This is a genomic window from Photobacterium piscicola, assembly GCF_900166965.1.
Lineage (GTDB): Bacteria > Pseudomonadota > Gammaproteobacteria > Enterobacterales > Vibrionaceae > Photobacterium > Photobacterium piscicola.
In genome coordinates this window covers 61,014-84,185 of the sequence record NZ_FUZI01000008.1, presented here as the reverse complement: position 1 = coordinate 84,185, position 23,172 = coordinate 61,014, and the positions used below count along the sequence as shown (strand labels likewise).

Below are 23,172 nucleotides of genomic sequence, written 5' to 3'. Positions count from 1 at the left end.
TACTACTGAAGGATGAGGATCAGTGGTAGCGGTCAAAAAAGGGGGCTATTGTGGCAAAAGATAGGGGTTTATGCCACGCCTAGAACGCCAACCAATAAGGGATGGCAGCGTTAAAAATAAAAAAGGCCACCCTTAGGCAGCCTTTTGATGTCATATAACGTTATTACTGTAAACCAAGCTTCTTCTCAAGGTAGTGGATGTTAGCGCCACCTTTTTGGAAGTTCTCATCAGCCATAATATCTTGCTGAAGCGGAATATTGGTTTTAATACCATCAATGATCATTTCACTTAATGCATTACGCATACGTGAGATAGCCACATCACGGTTTTCACCATAAGCGATTAACTTACCAATCATTGAATCATAGTAAGGCGGTACAGTATAACCAGTATAGATGTGAGATTCCCAACGAATACCCATACCACCTGGAGAGTGGAAACGTGTGATCGTACCTGGGCAAGGTAGGAAGCGCTCAGGATCTTCTGCGTTAATTCGACATTCAACCGCGTGACCACGAATTTGAATATCTTTTTGGCTAAATGACAATGGTTGACCTGCCGCAATACGTAATTGCTCTTTAATCAGATCAACACCGGTTACCATTTCAGTCACTGGGTGTTCAACTTGAATACGGGTGTTCATTTCAATGAAGTAGAATTCACCGTTTTCATATAGGAACTCAAATGTACCTGCGCCACGGTAATTGATTTCTAAACATGCACGTGTACAACGTTCACCGATGTATTTACGCATTTCTTCAGTGATGCCAGGTGCCGGTGCTTCTTCAACTACTTTTTGGTGGCGACGTTGCATTGAACAGTCACGTTCGCCTAAGTGAATTGCGCCACCTTGGCCGTCAGCAAGAACTTGAACTTCGATATGACGTGGGTTTTCAAGGTATTTTTCCATGTAAACCATGTCATTATTAAAGCAAGATTTTGCTTCTGCACGAGTCATCGCAATCGCTTCAGTCAGTTCTTTTTCAGAACGAACTACACGCATACCACGACCACCGCCGCCACCAGAGGCTTTAATGATAACTGGGTAACCAATACGCTTAGCGAAAGATTTATTTTTCGCTTCATCGTCATCAAGTGGGCCGTCAGAACCGGGAACACAAGGTACACCGGCTTTTTTCATGGCGTTAATTGCTGAAACTTTATCACCCATTAGACGAATAGTTTCTGCTTTAGGGCCAACAAAAATAAAACCTGAACGTTCTACTTGCTCTGCAAAATCTGCATTTTCAGACAGGAAACCGTAACCTGGGTGAATCGCTACTGCGCCAGTGATTTCTGCTGCACTGATAATGCGAGGAATATTAAGGTAGCTATCAATACCACGAGCAGGACCAATACAAACAGATTCATCTGCTAATAGTACGTGCTTAAGATCACGGTCAGCGGTTGAGTGAACCGCAACGGTTTTAATACCTAGTTCTTTACATGCGCGAAGAATTCGAAGTGCAATTTCACCTCGGTTCGCAATTACTAATTTATCTAACATAGCCAGGAGCCTCGATTACTCGATGATTACAAGCGGTTGGTCGAATTCAATTGCATCGCCTTCTTGAGCAAGAATTGCAACGATTTTACCTGCTTTGTCTGCTTGAATTTGGTTCATCATCTTCATTGCTTCAACGATACATAGTGTATCGCCAATGTTGATTGATTGACCGACTTCAATGAAGTTCTTTGCTTCTGGGCTTGGTGCACGGTAGAAAGTACCTACCATTGGTGAAAGCACTTTATGACCAGGTGCAACAACAGGTGCTTCTGGTGCTTGGAATGATGCAGGAGCTTCTGCTACAGGTGCTGCTTGAACAGGTGCCGCCATAGGAGCAACAGCATATTGTTGTGGCATAGCAGTGACGGGAACACTACGACTGATTCGAACAGATTCTTCACCTTCAGAAATCTCTAGCTCTGCAATACCAGATTCTTCAACCAGTTCAATTAGCTTCTTAATTTTACGAATGTCCATTATTTTTCTCTTTATATATTGTTCAGTTAGCTATCTGCATGCAGGCGATTAATCGCTGCCTGTAGGGCGAATTCATAACCGTCAGGGCCAAGGCCACAAATCACGCCTACCGCTTTATCCGATAAGTAAGAGTGATGACGAAAAGGTTCACGTGCGTGAACGTTAGATAAATGTACTTCAATAAACGGAATAGCAACCCCAAGTAAGGCATCACGAATAGCAACGCTAGTGTGAGTGAAAGCTGCTGGGTTTATAATAATGAAATCCACGTTAGCGTAGGCTTGGTGAATCGCATCAATTAACTCGTGTTCCGCATTTGATTGAATGTGTTCTAATGCCACGCCTAAATCGACGGCTTTGGTCGTTAATTTCTGAACCAGTTGCGTGAGTGTTTGCTGGCCATAATGTTCAGGCTCACGCAGACCTAATAAATTTAGGTTGGGTCCATTAATCAGTAAAATTCGTTTAATGGTTGGCATCTTGAGGTCTCATCACTTGTTTATGAGGTTAAACTCGAACAACTTGTGGCTATCTACAAGTTGACTTCCATGTGTCCGTTTTTTTACTACCAAACATTAATTGTGAACCAATTATAGAGAATTCAACGCAAATCGCAGCAAAATACTGGTCTAATCACCACTTTTTGCGCGAACAGGTGTAAGCCGTTGTAAGAATGTTAGTAGATGTTAATACGTTTATCCTACGTCAATGTAACGTAACTAAGTGCAAGAATTTAGTAATAAAACTGTGTTTTCGTCAGTTATTATTACGGTGTGATAATTGGGCTTAAAAAAGATCATTAATAAGCTTATTTAATGAGGCTTTTTTAAAAAATATTATCAATATCGAATAGGTTAACGCGATATTTTAGCGTTAACTAGCTTATCCTAAGCTGAATTCGATTTAAATTATCATTAATAACTGCATAAAAAAAGACCACAGTTGCGGTCTTTTGATCTTAGTTAGATTGCTTTTTTAGGGATAAGCACGATTTAGAATAATTGTTGTTTTTCTGCTATCAGTTTATCAACCACACTTGGATCTGCGAGTGTTGATGTATCCCCTAAAGAGCCCGTGTCTCCTGTGGCAATTTTGCGTAGAATTCGGCGCATAATTTTACCTGAGCGAGTTTTAGGTAATGAATCTGTCCAGTGAAGAAAATCAGGGGTAGCAATGGGCCCTATTTCTTTTCGAACCCAATCTTTAACTTGTTTATGTAATTCAGCACTTGGATATTCACCATCATTAAGGGTGATATACGCGTAAATCGCTTGACCTTTGATGGCATGAGGGACGCCGACGATCGCCGCTTCTGCTATTTTATCAAAAGCGACTAAAGCCGATTCAATCTCAGCGGTTCCCATACGGTGACCTGAAATATTTAGCACATCATCAACTCGACCTGTGATCCAATAGTAACCATCTTCATCACGTCGAGCGCCATCACCAGAGAAATACATTCCGGGAAAGGTTGAGAAGTAGGTTTGTTCAAACCGTTCGTGATCACCCCATAATGTACGCATTTGTCCCGGCCATGAATCGGTCATTACAAGGTTACCGTCAGTCGCACCGTCAAGGATATTACCGACGTTATCAACTAATGCTGGTTGTACACCAAAAAAAGGTCGCGTTGCTGAGCCGGGTTTAAGTGCCGTTGCACCAGGTAGCGGGCTGATAAGAATGCCGCCAGTTTCTGTTTGCCACCAGGTGTCAACAATCGGGCAACGGCTATCACCAATGGTACGGTGATACCATTCCCATGCTTCTGGGTTAATTGGCTCACCGACAGATCCCATGATCCGTAATGATGAACGGTGGGTTCCTGCAATCGCTTCATCACCTTTTGCCATTAACGCGCGAATTGCAGTGGGGGCAGTATAGAGGATGTTGACTTGATGTTTATCAACCACTTCACTCATTCGGCTAGTGGATGGATAATTCGGTACACCTTCAAATAAAACCGTGGTCGCGCCATTGGCGAGAGGGCCATAAACCAAATAGCTGTGACCTGTGATCCAGCCAACATCGGCAGTACACCAATAGACTTCACCGGGTTGGTAGTCAAAAACATATTTAAAGGTCATGGTGGCATAAACCAGATAGCCACCTGTGGTGTGCAACACGCCTTTAGGCTTACCTGTTGAACCGGAGGTGTAGAGAATAAACAGTGGGTCTTCAGCATTCATTGGCTCAGGTGCGCAGTGATTAGAAGCGACAGCTGTTGCTTGATGCCACCACACATCACGTTCACTGTGCCATTCAATGTCACCACCAGTGCGTTGAAAGACCACTACTTTTTCAACGCTGGTAACTAATGGATTAGCGAGAGCATCATCAACATTTTGTTTTAAAGGAACGGCTCGCCCACCACGCACCCCTTCATCAGCGGTGATCACAACTTTTGCATTAGAATCAATAATACGACCAGCGAGGGCTTCAGGGGAAAAACCACCAAAGACAATAGTATGTACCGCGCCAATACGAGTACATGCCAGCATGGCAACCGCAGCTTCTGCGACCATTGGCATGTAAAGGCATACAACATCACCTTTACGTACCCCTTGGCTTTTAAGGGCGTTAGCAAATTGGCAGACTTGTTGGTAAAGATCATTATAGGTTAGGGTGGCATCATCATTAGGATCATCGCCTTCCCAAATAATCGCCGCTTGATCGCCACGATCAGCAAGATGGCGATCAATACAATTGGCTGAAACGTTAAGTTCACCATCTTCAAACCATTTTATGCTGACATGACCACTATCAAATGAGGTGTTTTTCACTTTGGTGTATGGGGTGATCCAATCAATGATTTGACCATGCTGACGCCAGAAGCCTTGAGGGTTAATCGTTGATTGTTGGTACATCTCACGATATTGGTCGTGGTTGATATGGGCGTTATTCACTATTGCATTATCAACTGGATAAATATGAACCTCACTCATCCCTGTTCTCCTTGAGTTTTTTCCCTTACTGGGGTGATGGTCGTGATATTGAATAACCACCGTTTTAAGTGATATTAATGGTTAAAGTGGAGGATTCTCACGGTCTCGACAATTAGACTTTAGGATGAGATCACGGTGTAATTTGATGAGCTTATGCTGTTGCACGTGGGTTACATTGTATTTTGTGCACTGCTTATGCCATTAACTGAATAATGGATTGATATTGAGTGTGATCGCTGTCGCAATTAGGTTGCGAATATTTGTTATTTTAGAGTAAACATCACTGAACCATTGCGGCGTTGTGGTTAATTTACGGCATAATAGAGCGGTTTTTCATCTACCACACTTTGAGATTTATTATGTTTAAAAGTAAGCCTTATGGCTGGACATCCCAATATCTATTGGGATTTTTCTTTTCTTATGGGGTCTATTTACCCTTTTGGGCGATTTGGTTTAAACATATAGGGGTCGATGATTCTGATATTGGCTTGTTACTAGGCTTAGGTTTTGCTGTGCGTTGTATTGCTAATTTAGTGATTACACCACGGATCCATAAAGTCGAACATTTAATTCCAGCCTTACGTGGCTTTACGTTACTAGGGTTAGTGGCATGTATTATTTATATTGTGTGTGGTGGTAACCTCTGGGCTCTGGCAGCCGTCACGGTGTTGTTTAATTTATCTGCTGGTCCTATCGTACCTATCTCTGATGCAATAACAAACCACTATGCTAAAGAAGGCCATTTAGATTATGGACGTACCCGTTTATGGGGGTCTATTGCCTTTATTGCAGGCTCTACCGTTGTCGGCATTCTCGCGCAACGTTATGGGGCTAATATTATTCCTTGGGTTGCATTAGCAGGCTTAGGTTTCGCACAATTAATGGCAGCCCGTAACCCTGCGGTGATGCCTGTTGATGTTGATAGCCATCAGCAAACACGTCCTGCATTAATGCAGATTTTGCGTGATAGTTCAGTGATTAAATTAATGCTAATTGCAGCATTATTGCAGGGGAGCCATGCAGCATATTATGGTTTTAGTTCGATTTATTGGCAGAAAATAGGCTTTAATGAATCGGTGATTGGTTACTTATGGAGTTTTAGTGTTGCCGCTGAAGTCGGCATGTTCCTTGTAAGTAAGCGCTTATTTGCTAACTGGTCTATTAATAATATGTTCCGTTTAGCTGCTGTGGGCGTGTTAGTACGTTGGGGCCTAACGGCGACCATTACTGATCAATGGGCAATGTTTGCGGTGCAGTCATTACACAGCGTGACATTTGCTGCGGCTCACTTAGCCGCAATTCGTTATATCGAGCGTTCACCTAGCAATCATATGGTGGCACTACAGTCATTGTATAATGCGATTCCGCTAGGGGCGGTGATGGCAATTCTAACCTCAATCAGTGGTTGGGTTTATGGTGATTGGGGGGCTGATGTGTTCTGGGTCATGGCCGTTATGGCTGTGCCTGTATTCTTCATCCGTTTACCATTACCAGGTAAGCAGCCACAGACACTTACACCACAAATGAATCAAGCCTAAGTACACGCTTGTAAGTCCAATCTAAATAGTAATAACGAGCGCATCCTTTAATGGATGCGCTTTTTTTATTGCTAAAAATACCGCTAGTGGCCGCTGAAAATACATCTTCGCTTCATTTTTGTGAGCGATCTCAATTGAGCCAAGGTTAATAACTCCGTTACAGTGGCACAAGGACAATGAAGGAAGATTGAGAATGGATGCACAAATTACCGTAAGGGAGCTTGAACTCTTAGCTGCAAGGTTTGTTGGACGTAAACGTATTCAACACGCTTTTGCTCAATTTTCCAAGCAGCAACAATGTCAGCTTGTTGCTGAACAGCAAGCATCACCTGCAATGATTTTACATACAGAACAAGTGCTAGCATCTGTTTTTGGTGAGCTATCGGCAAAGTTGGTGCTTACATCGGCATTACAAGGCCGTGACATGCAATTAGAGGATGTGGCAACCATTGTTGATGAAGCGTCTGAGATATTTGATTTTAGTCGTGGCTTATTACAAGGCGCAATTGAACATATTAGCCAAGGCATCGCTGTGGTTGATAACCAATTACGGCTGGTGGCATGGAATCAACGCTACCTTGAATTATTTTCATTTCCGGTGGGATTAATTCAGGTGGGATGCCCAATTGCTGATTTGATTCGGCATAACGCTAATCAAGGATTATGTGGCAGTGGTGATTCGGAACAGCATGTAGCCAAGCGAATTCAGCATCTACAACAAAGAACTCCGCATACTTCATCCCGAGTTCGAGCTGATGGACAGGTGATTGAGGTGCAAGGTAACCCGATGCCAAGTGGTGGCTTTGTGATGAGTTTTAGTGATATTACGGTGTTTCGCCAAGCTGAAATGGCATTAAAAGAATCAAATGAAAACCTAGAAGCTCGAGTTAAAAAACGTACGCAACAATTAGAACAACTCAATAAGAAATTGGTTGTTGCGACTCAACAGGCAGAATCTCAAGCGCATTCTAAAAGCCGATTCTTAGCTGCGGTCAGCCATGATTTAATGCAACCGCTTAACGCCGCTCGATTATTTTCATCATCACTCGTTGAGGTAAGTTCTGATCCACAAAGTGCTCGTCTCGCGGCTCATATCACTAGTGCGTTAAGCGCTGCTGAAGATTTGATTGGCGATCTATTAGATGTTTCACGCCTAGAAGCCGGTAAGCTGGAAGCTCACGTTATGCCACTACGAGTCAGTGATGTATTGAGTGTATTACAAGCTGAATTTGGTGTATTAGCTCAACAACAGCAGATCGATTTTAGCGTGGTGATGAGTGAGGCGGTGATCCTTTCGGACAGTAAATTACTTCGGCGAGTATTACAAAATTTTCTAACTAATGCTTTTCGCTATAACCCTAAAGGACGGGTTTTATTAGGTGTACGTCGTCAAGGTGAACGGATTTTAATTGAGGTTTGGGATAATGGTCCGGGTATCGAGCGTGAGAAGCAGGCTGATATATTTGATGAATTTACCCGCATGGATCAGACGGAGGCTGAACACGGTTTAGGATTAGGGCTTGCGATTGCTCGTGGAATATCTCGTGTATTACACCATCCATTAGGGCTACGGTCATGGCCGCAGCAAGGCACTGTCTTTTCTTTATCTGTACCACGAACCACAGCATCAATCTTGCCTCTATCTGCAATGGTATCACCGTCAGCATCGAGCTCGTCATTAGGTGGATTGAAGGTACTTTGTATTGATAATGAACCTGAGATTCTAGATGCGATGATGACGCTATTAGAATTGTGGCATTGTGAGGTACGTATTGCCGAGAATAAAATACAGACTCTAACGTTATTAGCTGAGGGTTGGCAGCCTGAGGTGATCATCAGTGATTATCATCTTGCAAAGCACCAAACAGGATTAGAAATATTACAACTATGCCGATCTCAACTTAAACTCCCTTTTAAAGGTGTCTTGATTAGTGCTGATAGGCTAACTGAAAAACAAGCATTGATTCGTCAACAAGGGTTTAGTTTTTTAAGTAAGCCGGTTAAGGCACTTAAATTACGGGCGATATTAAATCAATGTTTGCTGAGTAAGCGTGTTAAGTGTTGATGATAAATACCGGTAATGACGCTCACATTAGAGCGTCATTAGGTCAGTGGATAAAAGTGAGATCAATGGCGGCATTGGTGAGTATTATTGGGCGAGTGAATGAAGTTCTAATTGTTGTAATAAGATCACCGCCTGAGTGCGATTTTTAACGTCAAGTTTTCGAAAAATAGCGGTTAGATGTGCTTTGATTGTTGCCTCTGAGACATTGAGATCATAGGCAATTTGTTTGTTGAGTAAGCCTTCTGTCAGCATGGTTAATACTTTATATTGCTGTGGGGTTAACGTCGCAATTTTAGTGGGTAACTGCTGGTGGATATAATGGGTGTCATTGAGGGTTGTCGGAAAGTAAGGTTCACCATTAATGATTTGTTTTAAGGCATTTAGCAATACCTGCATATCACTCGATTTAGGGATAAAACCAAATGCACCATGGTTATAAACTTGCTGCACAACTTCCGTTTCTTCACTCGCTGAAATAACCACAATAGCCAGTTCTGGGTACTGTTGTCGTAACTGGATCAGACCTGATATGCCATTAGATCCCGGCATCTTGAGGTCGAGTAACAGTAAGTCGATATCCTTCGTTTTCTCTAATAGTGAAAATAACGAATTCTGCGAGTCAGCTTCTAGGAGGTGGGTATCACTGATGGCCATATGAATCGACTGCAAGAGAGCGTTACGAAACAAGGGATGATCATCGGCGATAACAATGGTGTATTGAACGTCCATAGTTGAGCCTATTTCTTATTATTAGTGTTTTACGCTAACATTTCAGTAACAAAGGCGCAATTTACTCACCGTTGAGATTGGATCTTGATCATGCTTGAGTACGCGCTTTTGTAATTTGAGGGGTTATTGCGCATGGTTTTGTGAGGCTGATGAGGGCGTGGGGAAAATGATCGCTTGTTGTAAATGACGACTAAAACTATCGGCATTAATAAAACCATTTATTTTTACTTGTGGTAATGGATTTCCTTGTGTATCCCAGAATAATAAACTGGGAAAACCAATTACGTTAAGGTGATGCATTAATGCAATATCAGCACGGGTATTGGCCGTAACATTGGCTTTCAAGCGCGTGAATTTTTTGAGTTGAGGAATAACATTTGCAGCAGGGAATGTCTGTTGAGTTAAAGCTATACAGGGCGAGCACCATTCTGCATAAACATCGAGTAGTACTGGACGTTGTTGTTGAGTGGCTACTTTAAGTGCCTGTTTGAGTTCAGAGATTGAATTAACGGCTGTAAAGGTAAGTATAACGGGGTTTGGTTTACTATTAAGTAAGTAGCCACTCACTATGGTTATGGCTGTTATGATTAATATCACTAAGACATGTTTTGTTTTAATATTTGCCACCCAATAACATCCTTATTGTCGTTGGTTTGGTTATACGTAAGCACATATGACCTTATCATCAGTTTAGCAATGATTTATGACCTGCAAAAAAAAAAGCTGCTCGAAAGCAGCTTTTTAATCATTCATTATTAATAGCCAATTATAAAATAAAGCTACCAAACAAGAAGCCTAAAGCCACTGATGTCGAAATAGTAACAACCCCAGGAACAAAGAATGGGTGGTTAAAGACCAAATTACCAATTCTCGTTGAGCCTGTGTCATCCATCTCTACTGCCGCGAGTAGCGTTGGGTAAGTCGGTAATACAAACAGTGCACTAACAGCCGCAAAAGAAGCCACCATAGTTAATGGTGCTACGCCAATAGCAAGAGCCGCTGGCATTAATGCTGTTGTGGTTGCGCCTTGTGAATAAAGTAACATTGAAGCAAAGAATAGAATTAATGCTAGCATCCAAGGGTGGCTACTTAATAGTGAACCCGCCACTTCTTTAATACCATCAACGTGCGCATTTACGAACGTCGCGCCAAGCCATGCCACACCAAGTACACAAATACAAGCTGTCATGCCAGAACGGAATGTTGGTGCTGATGGAATTTCAGCTGCATCAATTTTAGTTACCCATACTGTTACCGCAGCAGATGTTAACATCACGGCGATAATCGCTTCGTTACGACCCAGTGTTGGATCGGTAATTAAACCGATAGAGTGAGAGATAGCTGCGGCATAACAAACCACAAGTACAATTGCAGTAATAAAGATATAGGTCGCTTTGCGTGCAGTTGGTTTAATCTCACGTTTACCTTTTTGCTCAATGTTAACTAAGCCTTTTGCTAAACGATCTTGATAAACGGGATCATCTTTTAGTTCACAACCCATAAAGTTAGCGACAAAAGCGCCGACCATACAAGCAATAAAGGTTGTTGGAATACAAATAGCAAGTAGAGTTATGTAACTCACACCCACAGGTTCAAGGATACCAGAGAAGAACACCACAGCTGCTGAAATAGGTGAAGCAGTGATCGCGATCTGTGATGCAATAACGGCAATAGAAAGGGGACGTGAAGGGCGAATGCCTTGGCCTTTAGCTACTTCGGCAATAACAGGAAGTGTTGAAAAAGCCGTGTGTCCAGTACCTGCTAATACTGTCATCAAATAAGTAACGATAGGTGCATAGAAAGTGATGCGTTTAGGGTGTTTTCGAAGGAAGTTTTCAGCAATTTCTACTAGCCAATCCATACCACCGGCAACTTGCATTGCTGCAATAGCGGTGATTACTGACATGATAATAAGAATAACATCGATAGGGATTAATGATTCACTGGTGGGCATACCAAAAACGAGTGATAACACCAACACACCAGCACCGCCGGCAAAACCGATACCAATACCGCCAATTCTCGAACCTAAATAAATAAAGCCCAGAACGACCAAGAGTTCAATTCCAGTCATAGAATTTTTCCTGTCTAAAGTTTAAAAGATAAAAATCAAAAAGAGGATTTAGTTGCAAAAAAAAAGCGGATAATCAAGTGACAATCCGCTGGTATTCTCAGGCGTTAACGTGTTTAGTTATAACGTTTAGCTTTATATTGAGGATGCATTAAGTTCTCGATAGAGAAGATATCATCTAATTGCTCTTCAGTCAGCAATCCACGCTCAAGCACGACTTCGCGTACGCTCTTACCGGTTTCAGCACAAATCTTACCAACAATGTCACCTTCGTGGTGGCCAATGAATGGGTTTAAGTAAGTAACGATACCGATTGAGTTAAAGACGTAGCTTTCACAAACTTCTTTATTAACAGTAATGCCTTCGATGCACTTATCACGTAGGTTGATACATGCATTTTTAAGTAGGCTAATTGATTCGAAAATCGCTTGACCAATAACAGGCTCCATTACGTTTAACTGTAATTGACCCGCTTCTGCTGCAAAAGTAATAGTGGTGTCGTTACCAATAACTTTAAAGCAAACTTGGTTAACCACTTCAGGGATAACTGGGTTTACTTTCGCTGGCATGATTGAAGAGCCCGCTTGCATTTCAGGTAGGTTAATTTCGTTTAGACCAGTACGTGGGCCTGAAGAAAGTAAACGTAAGTCGTTACAAATTTTAGATAATTTAACGGCAGTACGTTTTAGTGCGCCGTGAACCATTACGTAAGCGCCACAGTCTGATGTTGCTTCGATTAAATCTTCTGCAGCAACAACAGGTAAACCTGTAATTTCAGCAAGACGTTGAACTGATAGTTGTTGGTAACCTGTTGCTGCGTTTAGACCAGTACCGATCGCTGTTGCGCCAAGGTTAACTTCAAGTAGTAGTTGTGCTGTGTATTGAAGGTTTTTGATTTCTTCTTTTAGTAGTACGCCGTAAGCATGGAATTCTTGACCTACCGTCATAGGCACTGCGTCTTGAAGTTGAGTACGGCCCATTTTCAATACACTAGCAAATTCAGTTGCTTTAACATCAAATGCTGTTTTTAGGTAATCTAGTGCTTCTAACATGCTGATGATGCTGTTGTAAACGGCAACACGGAAACCTGTTGGGTAAGCACAGTTAGTAGATTGTGATTTGTTTACGTGATCATTTGGGTTAACGATGTCGTAACGACCTTTCTCTTCACCCATGATTTCAAGTGCAAGGTTAGCAATAACTTCGTTGGTGTTCATGTTGACTGATGTGCCAGCACCACCTTGGAAAACGTCTGATGGGAATTGATCCATGCAACGGCCGCTTTCAAGAATAAGATCACAGGCTTGAACAATGTAATTACCAATGTCAGAAGGAATAGCGCCAAGCTCTTTGTTGGCCATTGCTGCTGCTTTTTTGGTGAAAACCATACCACGTACAAATTCAGGAACATCAGAAATTGTTGTGTTAGAAATATTGAAGTTCTCAATTGCGCGTAGAGTATGAATACCCCAGTAAGCATCTGCAGGAACATGGCGTTCGCCAAGTAAATCTTCTTCTATACGAGTTGCGACATTGATTGTTGCTTTATTTTTTTCAAGATCAATCATCTGAGACATAATATAGCCCTTTGCAAAACTTCATAATTAAAATCAATAAGTAAGCCAACAGTTGTAGCGATAATCCATTGTCGCAAAGTTGTGGCGAGATGATCATACCTGACACCTTAATTGGTGCCGATAATACTCCCCTCAACCGCTAAAAACATAATCCAGATCACTTTTTACGAGGGCTTGTTAATCTTTGCACAGAAACGCGATCTCTTTCACACTTTCTGTTAACAGTAGCACGTCATTTTACACGTAAAATGAATAAAAATGACAAGATGTGAACAAATTGTAGGTGTGGCTTTGTATTTTTTGGAACCAACTCAAATTGTGTTTTTGTTGCATTTGTTAACATATTTGAAGTGAAGAATGAAATTTGTCATGAGTAATTAAACGGATAATCAGGTAATGTCTATGGTAGAGCATCAGCATAAAATCATTTAAAGATAAGGGGCGGGGTGTGTTTCCACTACTAATGTTACTGTTTATTGTGGTGCCAATGGTTGAAATTGGCTTATTCATTCAAGTGGGTGGCTTATTGGGATTATGGCCAACAATAGCCATTGTTTTTTTTACCGCAGTGATTGGCGCTTCGTTAGTGAGAAGCCAAGGTATTGCGACGTTAACGTCGGTTCAAAACAAGTTGCAACAAGGCGAAATGCCAACCCAAGAAATTGTCGAAGGGATGTTGCTTGCGGTTGCGGGTGTTTTATTATTAACACCTGGATTTATGACTGATGCGTTAGGTTTAGTTTTATTATTGCCGCCGTCACGGGCTAAAGTAGCACAATTATTAATGCAAAAAGTCACGTTAAAAAGTAACTTTACTCATTTTGGTGGCGGTTTTTCACATCATCGTCATTCAAATGATGCTGCTAATGGTGATGTATTTGATGGTGAATATGAGCGCACAGATAATCATGATAATAACAATTCCCAGCATCGTTTACCGTAGCCGCAACATTAAATAAACAAATATAGTATTAATAAAAAAGCAGCCATGGCTGCTTTTTTTTATTCATGCTATTCATATTAATTAAGCAAGTGATAGCTGTTTTTTTCGTAGTTTTCGAGCATATAAATAAGCACCAATGCCGCTGATCATATTGGCGATGGCGATACCAATAAAGAGCCCTTTGGTACCATAAAGATGACTGCCAAACCATGCGAGAGGCACTAATAACACAAAGAGTCGTAATAGATTCCAGCATAGAGCATTAATGGTTTTGTGTAGCGCATTGAGGGCGCTAATTAGCAACATACAAATTGCCTGTAATCCATAACTTGCAGGCACCACTAATAAGTAATGCCACAGCTGATTTTGAACCATGGCATCTTTTGAAAAAAGTGCAGCCAGTGGCATGCTCAGAGGCACCATTGCAACAAATACCAGTAGTTGAAATCCAATAGCAAAATGCATTGCGGCAAATAATGCACTAAATGCGCGCTGTGGCTTTTGTGCGCCTAAGTTTTGTGCCATAAAAGGCATTAATGCAGAGCTAAGTGCCATCATCACTATCACTAATAATGATTCAACTCGCATTGCTGCGCCATAAGCGGCCACCGAAGCTGTGCTTTGGCTTGCTAGCATCGCCATTAATAAGGCGCCAGAAAGTGGATTTAGGGCTGTCGATAAACCAGCAGGTACACCAATGTGTAATATTTGCTGCCAATCGCTTTTTAATGCATGCCATTGCGGAACAATCAGTAATTTTTCGCGGTTATAAAGCAGATGTAGTGAAACAATAAGCGCAAACACCCAACTGATGCCACTGGCAATAGCAGCACCTTTTACACCTAAAGCAGGAACCGGACCATAACCAAAGATCAATAATGGATCTAATAAGCCGTTCATGACCCCCGCGATCACCATGATCTTGGCGGGACTTTTGGCATCGCCAGTGGCACGAATAGCACTATTGCCAGCCATCGGGATCACCAGTAATGGGATCGCGATGTACCACACTGTCATATATTGTTCGATAATGGGCAATAACTCAGCTGACGCACCCATTAAAGTAAATAACGGTTTAATAGTGAGCAAACCGATAATCGATCCTATGATCATCAACAATAGACTCAGTAACAATCCGTGAGTGGTTATACGTGCGGCACTGTGATTATCACCTTGACCAAGCATGCGTCCAATACTGGTTGATATGCCAACGTTCATTCCCATAGTGATACAGTTCAAGCCAAAAGTGACGGGAAAGGTAAAACTGACGGCGGCGAGTGCATTGGTGCCCAATCGTGAAATGAAGAAAGTATCAACTAAGTTGAACATTAAAATCGCGATCATGCCAAACACCATTGGCACGGTTAAACGTCGTAATGCGTCATGAATGGGAGCCGATAATAATCCATGTTTATCTGACTTGGGTAATGTTGCCATAATGGTCTCAAAATAAGGATGCCTGCATACCCTAATGCAAAGTGTGTGATCGGGCAAAATTTCTCAAATAAATAACAAAAAAAAGCGCTCTTAACCTTGGGATTTAGAAATTAGACCCAACATCTTAACCATATAGAAAGTCATACAAGTGAGTGCTTGTTGGCTTCAAATCATGGACATTACCTTAATTATCAGGAGAGACGACCAATGAACATTCGTCCTTTACACGACCGAGTTATCGTTGAACGCCAAGAAGTTGAATCTAAGTCTGCCGGTGGCATCGTGTTAACTGGTTCTGCGGCTGAAAAATCTACTCGCGGTAAAATCCTTGCTGTAGGTAAAGGTCGCATTCTAGAAAATGGCACCGTACAACCACTAGATGTACAAGTGGGCGACGTGGTTATTTTTGCAGAAGGCTACGGCACTAAGACTGAAAAAATTGACGGTAAAGAAGTTCTTATCATGTCTGAAAATGACATTATGGCAATCGTTGAATAATCCGATCACATTAAATTAAGAATTAAGAAAGGAAATCCCAAGATGGCTGCTAAAGACGTTAAGTTTGGTAACGACGCACGAATTAAAATGCTAGAAGGTGTCAACATTCTGGCTGATGCGGTAAAAGTAACATTAGGGCCTAAAGGTCGCAATGTTGTGCTTGATAAATCATTTGGTGCACCCACTATCACTAAAGATGGTGTATCTGTAGCGCGTGAAATTGAATTGGAAGACAAGTTCCAAAACATGGGCGCACAAATGGTTAAAGAAGTGGCTTCGCAAGCGAATGACGCGGCGGGTGACGGTACAACAACAGCAACAGTACTTGCTCAAGCAATTATTGCTGAAGGTCTAAAAGCTGTTGCTGCGGGTATGAACCCAATGGATCTTAAGCGTGGTATCGACAAAGCGGTTATTGCTGCGGTTGAAGAACTAAAAGCATTATCTGTTCCTTGTGCTGATACTAAAGCAATCGCGCAAGTAGGTACTATCTCTGCAAACTCTGACACAACTGTTGGTAACCTTATTGCAGAAGCAATGGAAAAAGTAGGCCGTGACGGTGTTATTACGGTTGAAGAAGGTCAAGCACTTCAAGACGAGCTAGATGTTGTTGAAGGTATGCAGTTTGACCGTGGTTACCTATCACCGTATTTCATTAACAACCAAGAAGCGGGCTCTGTAGATTTAGAAAGCCCATTTATCCTATTGGTTGATAAGAAAGTTTCAAATATTCGTGAACTTCTTCCTGCACTAGAGGGCGTAGCTAAAGCTTCTCGTCCACTACTTATCGTTGCAGAAGACGTTGAAGGCGAAGCGCTAGCAACATTGGTTGTGAACAACATGCGCGGTATCGTTAAAGTTGCTGCTGTTAAAGCGCCTGGCTTTGGTGATCGTCGTAAAGCAATGCTACAAGATATTGCAGTCCTAACATCGGGTACTGTTATCTCTGAAGAGATTGGTCTAGAGCTTGAGAAAGTTCAACTAGAAGATCTTGGTCAAGCTAAGCGTATTACTATCACTAAAGAAACCACTACTATTATTGATGGTGCTGGTGAAGAAACCATGATTCAAGGTCGTGTTGCACAAATTCGTCAACAAATCGAAGATGCAACCTCTGACTATGACAAAGAAAAACTTCAAGAGCGTGTCGCTAAACTTGCTGGCGGCGTAGCTGTTATCAAAGTCGGTGCAGCAACTGAAGTTGAAATGAAAGAGAAGAAAGATCGCGTAGAAGATGCATTACATGCAACTCGTGCTGCGGTTGAAGAAGGTGTGGTTGCAGGTGGTGGTGTAGCACTTATTCGTGCTGCATCTAAAGTTGTTAACCTTGTTGGTGATAACGAAGAGCAGAATGTGGGTATCCGCGTAGCACTTCGTGCAATGGAAGCACCACTTCGTCAAATCGTGAAGAATGCGGGTGATGAAGAGTCTGTTGTTGCTAATAACGTTCGTGCTGGTGAAGGTAACTATGGTTACAACGCTGCAACGGGCGAATACGGCGATATGATTGATATGGGTATTCTTGATCCTACAAAAGTAACCCGTTCAGCACTTCAGTTTGCAGCGTCTGTAGCGGGTCTTATGATCACTACTGAAGCAATGATCACTGATAAAGCCTCTGATGCTCCTTCTATGCCTGATATGGGTGGCATGGGCGGTATGGGTGGCATGGGCGGTATGATGTAATCCATTTATAACAGTAGAGATAACGGTCTCTTTGTTATAAAAATTCGCGTCATAAAAAAGTCGAGCATAGCTCGACTTTTTTATTGCTATTATTTTGTCTTCTTTCATTTATTGTTACCTATCTTATGTGCACAGTTCATTGGGAATATTCCTCGAAAAGCTGCACGAAAATAAAATCAATTAAAAACAATTACTTATAGTGTTATTAAGTAATAATGTAATATTCTAATATTTAGTGCACCTATTAGCTGTTTTTTTGATTAAAAGGTGATCGTGTTTTAATGGTTAGGCGTAATTATATTTCTTTATTATAGAGATAGAGCCAAGTGCTTAATAAATTAAAACGGATGATGATTGGACTAAGTATATGGATAAAAAATAAAATAAAATGAAGTTCAGCTTTGTATGTTAATTTAATCTTTTTACTGTTTATCATTGTTTAAATTGTTTTAGGTGTTATTTGATAATTTATTATAGTTTTTAACTAAATATATATTTTTGATTAATTAATTACATTTTGTATTTATATAATAATATGCTAGTTGTATTGCTTTTAGTTGCCAATAATGTATTTAGTTGAACGGTACAAAATTATATTAAAATTTCATAGTGCTGGTTAAAAACGGGGGTAAATGTAATTATTCACAGAGAGGTAATAGCGACTAAGTTAATACAACATGCTTAAGGACAGTTCACATGGTAAAAAGCATGAAAAGCTGTACGTATTTTTTATTGTTTATAATCAAAGAGTTAGCTGTGTATTGAGTTGTTAAGTTGGAATGTTTAAATTAGTACATAAAAAAGCTGGTATCATCACATATCGCTGTACATGTTGGTTGGAATTCGCTCAACGGTGACAGTCAATCTTGTAGGCATAAAAAAGCCCCTGTAATAAACAGAGGCAATCTAAATATGTATGCGAGAAAAGATAGCTTTTACTCGTTAGGTAGATGTTCTTGATTTAAAGCGACCCATGCAGCCATAAAGCAAATCACAAATGATTGAATGTAACCTCGTAAATCAACATCACCTTGTACTAGCACATCATCAGCATTTGGTTCCATGTTGAATGAAACCTTGCTTTCTTTGATGCTAAAGAAGACACGGCCAATTAAAACAAAATTGTCACCATTATCATCTGGGTTATAGACCATTCCTGCACCAATTTGATCGTGCTCTGTAATTTGTAAGGCACTGAATGCTAATTTTTCTGCGCCTTCAAAGCCAAAGCCGGCATAACGCTTACCTTGTTCTGGCTGTTGCAGTAATTGTGAAAGTAGCTGGGTGTAAGTGGTAAGCGCTTCAGCTGGAACGTCATTAGTATTTACCTGCCCCATACTATATGCCTGTTCATCTTCTACCATTTCAACGGCATAATTAAAATCAATCATTACTTATCCTTTCTTTGTTTTATGAACACTATATGGCTTATACGTTAACGTAATTCGATTGTACGAGGTAGTACTAATCAACACCTTGATTACTGAGTGTTTTAAAGATCACATTTATTATCGATAACAGTCTTTTTGAGGGCGGTATTGAAGCGGATTTTTTTGAATAATATAGCAATACTGAGTAATTGTAACATCGTAAATCTAAAGCTTTAGTTCGCCGAGTAAAAAGCAAAAAAAGCTGTACAGTTATTTTTTGATTAATATCAATGATTTATGGAGGTCATTTTCTTTTACAATAAGATATTGAAAATGTACACCTTTTAGCTGTTTTGTTTTCAAAAACATGATCGTTATTAGCTAAATGATAAAAAAAGCAGCCATGTGAGGGCTGCTTATTAAATTCATAATGATTGTAATTTATTGATTTTGTAGGTGACGACGGCTCTTTCCTGCATTTTTTTCAATATAATCAATGACCATACCTGCAATATCTTTGCCTGTTGCTGCTTCAATACCTTCTAGACCAGGAGAGGAATTTACCTCCATGATCAGTGGTCCGCGTTTAGATCGTAATAAATCAACGCCAGCGACACTGAGCCCCATAGCTTTTGCTGCAGCAATAGCCGTTTTACGTTCTTCGGGTGTAATGCGAACTAATGATGCGCTACCACCACGGTGTAAGTTTGAACGGAACTCACCTTCTGCTGCTTGACGTTTCATTGAAGCGATAACTTTATCGCCAATCACAAAACAACGAATATCTGCACCGCCAGCTTCTTCTATATATTCTTGAACCATGATGTGAGCTTTTAAGCCCATAAATGCTTCAATAACACTTTCCGCTGCTTTTTGAGTTTCCGCAAGTACGACCCCAATGCCTTGAGTGCCTTCTAATAGTTTGATAACTAATGGCGCACCGCCAACCATTTTAATCAAGTCCAATACATCATCAGGCTTACTTGCAAAACCTGTAATTGGCATGCCAACACCTTGGCGACTCAATAATTGTAATGAACGTAGTTTGTCACGAGAGCGTGAAATCGCAATAGATTGATTTACAGAAAACACATCCATCATTTCAAATTGACGTAATACAGCACAACCATAAAAGGTAATGTCTGAGCCAATACGGGGAATGATGGCATCAAAGCCAATAAGATCAGTACCTTCAAAATGAATTGATGGTTGAACTGAGTTGATATTCATATAACAGCGAAGGGCATTGATAATAACCGCTTCATGGCCTCGTTGTTGACAAGCCTCACGCAAACGGCGGGTTGAATATAAGTTTGCGTCCTGTGACAAAATGCCAATTTTCATTGCGATACTCATGTTAGGGAGCGAGTTGGCAGCAGCGACGACGTTTGGCGAACGCCTAATACGATAAAGGGCTGCTGTATGAGGCGCGACTATGCACGTAAATCAGTAAAAAATCGAGATCTGCCACGATGATTTTTTTTAATGGTGAAGTGTAATAAAATTGGTAGAGCATTAAAAGTAATATCATAGGCTAATAGCTTTTGAGATATATAGCTAGTAAAGCTGTACAAGCTGTACGGTTATTATAAAACAATGGGTTACGTCGCTTTATTGTATGGCCTATTATAGGCAAAAAGACAAGTGTATGTTTTTGGTGTTTTTAGCTAGAAAAGCTGTACGTTGTGAGTTTTTCGCTAATATTGAGGTGGAGATTTTGCTGACTCGTAATAACAAGTCAGCATTAATTCGATGCAATAATCAGAGAAATTAGGTGGCGAAGGGCAAGAATATCAATCAATAGCGGTTATTCAAGGTGAAGATCGAGTGGGGTTTTGCTGCTTCTACCGCCTATTTCACGGGTTAATGTTGGAACTAAATAGCCCGAAACATTATTGATTAATCCGGCCATTAAGATACGTGCCTGTTGATCACTGACAAAGAAGTGTGCAGCGCCTTGTACGTGATCCAGTACGTGTAAGTAGTACGGTAATATTCCAGCATCAAATAAGGCTTCGCTGAGGTCTGTTAGCGCTGTGACGGAGTCATTAACCCCTTTAAGGAGCACACTTTGGTTTAACAAGGTAACCTTAGCCTGCTTGAGCTGTGTCATCGCCGAGGTTAGCTGATTATTGATTTCATTGGCATGGTTAATATGGGTCACCATGATAATTTGTAAACGACTGCTAGCAAATAACTCACACAGTGCTGGTGTGATGCGATGTGGGATTACAACGGGTAAGCGGCTGTGAATACGCAACCGTTTAATATGTGGAATTGCGGCAATATGTTCGAGCAACCATGTTAATTCGTGATCTTTAGCCATTAGTGGATCACCACCAGATAAGATCACTTCGTTAATGTGTGGTTGGGTTGCGATGTAATCAATACTTTGCTGCCAGACGGTTTTATTGCCTTTGTTATCTTGATAAGGAAAGTGGCGTCGAAAACAATAACGACAATTTACTGCACAACCGCCTTTAACGATCATCAACACACGATTGTGATACTTGTGTAATAGCCCTGGAATGGGGTTATCTTGTTCATCAAGAGGATCGGTTGAGTAGCCTGGATGAACCTCAAATTCTTGCTCTAACGGCAGTACTTGGCGCAACAATGGATCGTATGGGTTGCCAACTTCCATTCTTTCGACAAAACTTATAGGAACACGAAGCGCGAATAAATTTTTAGCAGCAAGGCCTTTTTGCCAAGGTGTTGGATCAATTTTAAGCCAATTGAGTAGCTTTAAGGGATCAGATATCGCATTAGCTAGATCATTCAGCCAGTTTTGCTCAACAGATGGCACGTTTCGGGGTATGATATGCGACATTAAATACAACTCGAAGATGTTAAGAGGATTAGAATGGCGTCTTTCAGCACCAATGAATTCCGCAGCGGAATGAAAATTATGCTTGATAATGAACCGTGTGTCATTATCGAAAACGAATTTGTTAAACCTGGTAAAGGTCAAGCGTTCAACCGCGTACGAATCCGTAAACTTATTTCAGGTAAAGTTCTTGAAAAAACGTTTAAATCAGGCGAATCAGTTGAAGCTGCGGACGTAATCGATACTGAACTTGATTACCTATACAACGACGGTGAATTCTACCATTTCATGAATAATGAAACATTTGAGCAAATCGCAGCAGACGTTAAAGCTGTTGGTGATAATGCGAAATGGTTAGTAGAAAACGATGCGTGTACGCTAACGCTTTGGAACGGTAACCCTATCGTTGTTACTCCTCAAAACTTTGTTGAGCTTGAAGTAACAGAGACTGATCCTGGTCTTAAAGGCGATACACAAGGTACTGGTGGTAAGCCAGCGACACTAACTACAGGCGCTGTAGTACGTGTTCCTTTATTCATCGCAATTGGCGAGGTTATCAAAGTTGATACTCGTTCAGGTGAATACGTAAGCCGTGTGAAGTAAATTCATATTGAGCTTTAAAAAAGGTCGCTTTGGCGGCCTTTTTTGTTGGCTGAAATTCAGGGTTATGATGTTTTAAATCTTTAAATAACAGCCATAAAAAAAGCACCGCAAGCGGTGCTTTTTTAGATTGTGTATCAGTGATTATTTAATCATGAACACAAAGATGATTGATAGGGCAGTCACTAAGAACGCAGCAGCGTAACAAGCGATTTTACCTACAACACCAGTATGAAACTTAAGGTCATGCATACCATGGTGTAGACGGTGCATACCATGCCACATTGGTAGTGATAGGGTTGCAATCACAAATAATGCGCCAATAAAGCTGGTTGCGAAATCTGCAGCGCGATCGTAGCTAACGGCTTCTGGGCTAATAATACCCAGTGGAACCATGATGCCAAGCACTAAAATAGTGACTGGCGTGATCATTGCAAACCAAGTACCACCGGCACCAAATAAACTCCACCATACTGGCTCATCGGAACGTTTTGGATGTAAATTAATCACGAGCGGCTCCTTAAACTAGCGCTAAAACAATGGCAGTGATGACAGCAACAACTGCCCACTGTGCAAGAACGATAATTTTCTTATCGAGTTTCTTGCCTTTGATGCGAATTGGCACCACTTGCGGCATCATGCTAAAGAACGTTTGTGCGTGGAATAAACTTCCCGCTAACGCAATAATATTTAGAATGATCACAATAGGGTTAGCCATAAAGTTTAGCCAACCTTGCCATGCTTCAGGACCTTTTACTAAACAACCTAAGCCAAAGGTTAAGCAGATAGTAAAGAAAATTAGCGGTAATACAGTTGCTTCACGCAGCATGTAAAAACGGTAGAAAGAACTGTCTTTCCACCAAGTACGCGTCATTTCACGAACGTAAGGTTTACGGTTGCTCATC

General features: G+C 41.1%; 19 protein-coding genes and 1 pseudogene. 6 read left to right on the top strand and 14 right to left on the bottom strand.

Annotation, left to right across the window (positions count from 1 at the left end; genetic code table 11):
• Nucleotides 1-163 precede the first annotated feature (163 nt).
• The 4 genes from accC to acs form a co-directional block, all read right to left on the bottom strand.
• Nucleotides 164-1,507: an acetyl-CoA carboxylase biotin carboxylase subunit gene (gene accC / locus CZ809_RS16740; RefSeq protein ID WP_080158697.1), complete on the bottom strand. Its 1,344-nt coding sequence runs from the start codon at nucleotides 1,505-1,507 to the stop codon at nucleotides 164-166.
• A gap of 15 nt (nucleotides 1,508-1,522) precedes the next feature.
• Nucleotides 1,523-1,984, bottom strand: coding sequence for an acetyl-CoA carboxylase biotin carboxyl carrier protein (gene accB, locus CZ809_RS16735; protein ID WP_080158696.1), 462 nt, complete (start codon nucleotides 1,982-1,984; stop codon nucleotides 1,523-1,525).
• 26 nt (nucleotides 1,985-2,010) lie between these two features.
• A complete protein-coding gene (gene aroQ / locus CZ809_RS16730; protein ID WP_080158695.1) occupies nucleotides 2,011-2,463 on the bottom strand; it encodes a type II 3-dehydroquinate dehydratase in 453 nt (150 codons plus the stop codon).
• A gap of 513 nt (nucleotides 2,464-2,976) precedes the next feature.
• The gene (gene acs, locus CZ809_RS16725) at nucleotides 2,977-4,926 is read right to left on the bottom strand and encodes an acetate--CoA ligase (protein ID WP_080158694.1); all 1,950 of its coding nucleotides are present in this window, start codon (nucleotides 4,924-4,926) and stop codon (nucleotides 2,977-2,979) included.
• 359 nt (nucleotides 4,927-5,285) lie between these two features.
• On the opposite strand from acs, the gene CZ809_RS16720 reads away from it, so the two are divergent.
• Nucleotides 5,286-6,464, top strand: coding sequence for a 3-phenylpropionate MFS transporter (locus tag CZ809_RS16720; RefSeq protein ID WP_080158693.1), 1,179 nt, complete (start codon nucleotides 5,286-5,288; stop codon nucleotides 6,462-6,464).
• 199 nt (nucleotides 6,465-6,663) lie between these two features.
• Nucleotides 6,664-8,529, top strand: a pseudogene (locus CZ809_RS16715) (hybrid sensor histidine kinase/response regulator); the annotation flags it as partial.
• A gap of 84 nt (nucleotides 8,530-8,613) precedes the next feature.
• Here the strand turns inward: CZ809_RS16715 and CZ809_RS16710 are convergent.
• From CZ809_RS16710 to aspA, 4 genes are all read right to left on the bottom strand, one after another.
• Nucleotides 8,614-9,258 carry a response regulator gene (locus tag CZ809_RS16710; protein ID WP_080158691.1) on the bottom strand — a complete coding sequence of 215 codons (645 nt, stop codon included), beginning with the start codon at nucleotides 9,256-9,258 and terminating at the stop codon, nucleotides 8,614-8,616.
• A 123-nt stretch (nucleotides 9,259-9,381) separates the two neighbouring features.
• Nucleotides 9,382-9,885, bottom strand: coding sequence for a thioredoxin fold domain-containing protein (locus tag CZ809_RS16705; RefSeq protein ID WP_080158690.1), 504 nt, complete (start codon nucleotides 9,883-9,885; stop codon nucleotides 9,382-9,384).
• A gap of 139 nt (nucleotides 9,886-10,024) precedes the next feature.
• Entirely contained in the window at nucleotides 10,025-11,332 is a 1,308-nt protein-coding gene (locus CZ809_RS16700) for an anaerobic C4-dicarboxylate transporter (RefSeq protein WP_080158689.1), read from the bottom strand.
• Nucleotides 11,333-11,445: 113 nt separating this feature from the next.
• Nucleotides 11,446-12,906 carry an aspartate ammonia-lyase gene (aspA, locus tag CZ809_RS16695; protein ID WP_080158688.1) on the bottom strand — a complete coding sequence of 487 codons (1,461 nt, stop codon included), beginning with the start codon at nucleotides 12,904-12,906 and terminating at the stop codon, nucleotides 11,446-11,448.
• A gap of 448 nt (nucleotides 12,907-13,354) precedes the next feature.
• On the opposite strand from aspA, the gene CZ809_RS16690 reads away from it, so the two are divergent.
• On the top strand, nucleotides 13,355-13,849 hold the full coding sequence (locus tag CZ809_RS16690) for an FxsA family protein (RefSeq protein WP_080158687.1): 495 nt from the start codon (nucleotides 13,355-13,357) through the stop codon (nucleotides 13,847-13,849).
• 81 nt (nucleotides 13,850-13,930) lie between these two features.
• On the opposite strand, the gene CZ809_RS16685 is transcribed toward CZ809_RS16690, so the two are convergent.
• Nucleotides 13,931-15,286 carry an MATE family efflux transporter gene (locus tag CZ809_RS16685; RefSeq protein WP_080158686.1) on the bottom strand — a complete coding sequence of 452 codons (1,356 nt, stop codon included), beginning with the start codon at nucleotides 15,284-15,286 and terminating at the stop codon, nucleotides 13,931-13,933.
• A gap of 207 nt (nucleotides 15,287-15,493) precedes the next feature.
• On the opposite strand from CZ809_RS16685, the gene CZ809_RS16680 reads away from it, so the two are divergent.
• The gene (locus CZ809_RS16680) at nucleotides 15,494-15,784 is read left to right on the top strand and encodes a co-chaperone GroES (RefSeq protein ID WP_036788874.1); all 291 of its coding nucleotides are present in this window, start codon (nucleotides 15,494-15,496) and stop codon (nucleotides 15,782-15,784) included.
• Nucleotides 15,785-15,826: 42 nt separating this feature from the next.
• Nucleotides 15,827-17,470: a chaperonin GroEL gene (gene groL, locus CZ809_RS16675; RefSeq protein ID WP_080158685.1), complete on the top strand. Its 1,644-nt coding sequence runs from the start codon at nucleotides 15,827-15,829 to the stop codon at nucleotides 17,468-17,470.
• 935 nt (nucleotides 17,471-18,405) lie between these two features.
• Here groL and CZ809_RS16670 read toward each other — a convergent pair.
• The 3 genes from CZ809_RS16670 to epmB all read right to left on the bottom strand — a co-directional run bounded on the left by CZ809_RS16670 (nucleotide 18,406) and on the right by epmB (nucleotide 21,670).
• Nucleotides 18,406-18,861, bottom strand: a complete 456-nt coding sequence (locus tag CZ809_RS16670; protein WP_080158684.1) for a molecular chaperone GroEL — start codon at nucleotides 18,859-18,861, stop codon at nucleotides 18,406-18,408.
• Nucleotides 18,862-19,281: 420 nt separating this feature from the next.
• Nucleotides 19,282-20,184 (bottom strand): 30S ribosomal protein S6--L-glutamate ligase, encoded by a 903-nt coding sequence (gene rimK, locus CZ809_RS16665; RefSeq protein WP_080158683.1) that lies wholly within the window; start codon nucleotides 20,182-20,184, stop codon nucleotides 19,282-19,284.
• Between the two features lie 463 nt (nucleotides 20,185-20,647).
• Nucleotides 20,648-21,670, bottom strand: coding sequence for an EF-P beta-lysylation protein EpmB (gene epmB / locus CZ809_RS16660; RefSeq protein ID WP_080158682.1), 1,023 nt, complete (start codon nucleotides 21,668-21,670; stop codon nucleotides 20,648-20,650).
• Nucleotides 21,671-21,703: 33 nt separating this feature from the next.
• Between epmB and efp the strand changes: the two genes are divergently transcribed.
• Nucleotides 21,704-22,270: an elongation factor P gene (gene efp / locus CZ809_RS16655; RefSeq protein ID WP_045038111.1), complete on the top strand. Its 567-nt coding sequence runs from the start codon at nucleotides 21,704-21,706 to the stop codon at nucleotides 22,268-22,270.
• Between the two features lie 141 nt (nucleotides 22,271-22,411).
• On the opposite strand, the gene frdD is transcribed toward efp, so the two are convergent.
• On the bottom strand, nucleotides 22,412-22,777 hold the full coding sequence (frdD, locus tag CZ809_RS16650) for a fumarate reductase subunit FrdD (protein WP_080158681.1): 366 nt from the start codon (nucleotides 22,775-22,777) through the stop codon (nucleotides 22,412-22,414).
• Between the two features lie 10 nt (nucleotides 22,778-22,787).
• Nucleotides 22,788-23,171, bottom strand: coding sequence for a fumarate reductase subunit FrdC (gene frdC / locus CZ809_RS16645; RefSeq protein WP_080158680.1), 384 nt, complete (start codon nucleotides 23,169-23,171; stop codon nucleotides 22,788-22,790).
• Nucleotide 23,172 lies beyond the last annotated feature (1 nt).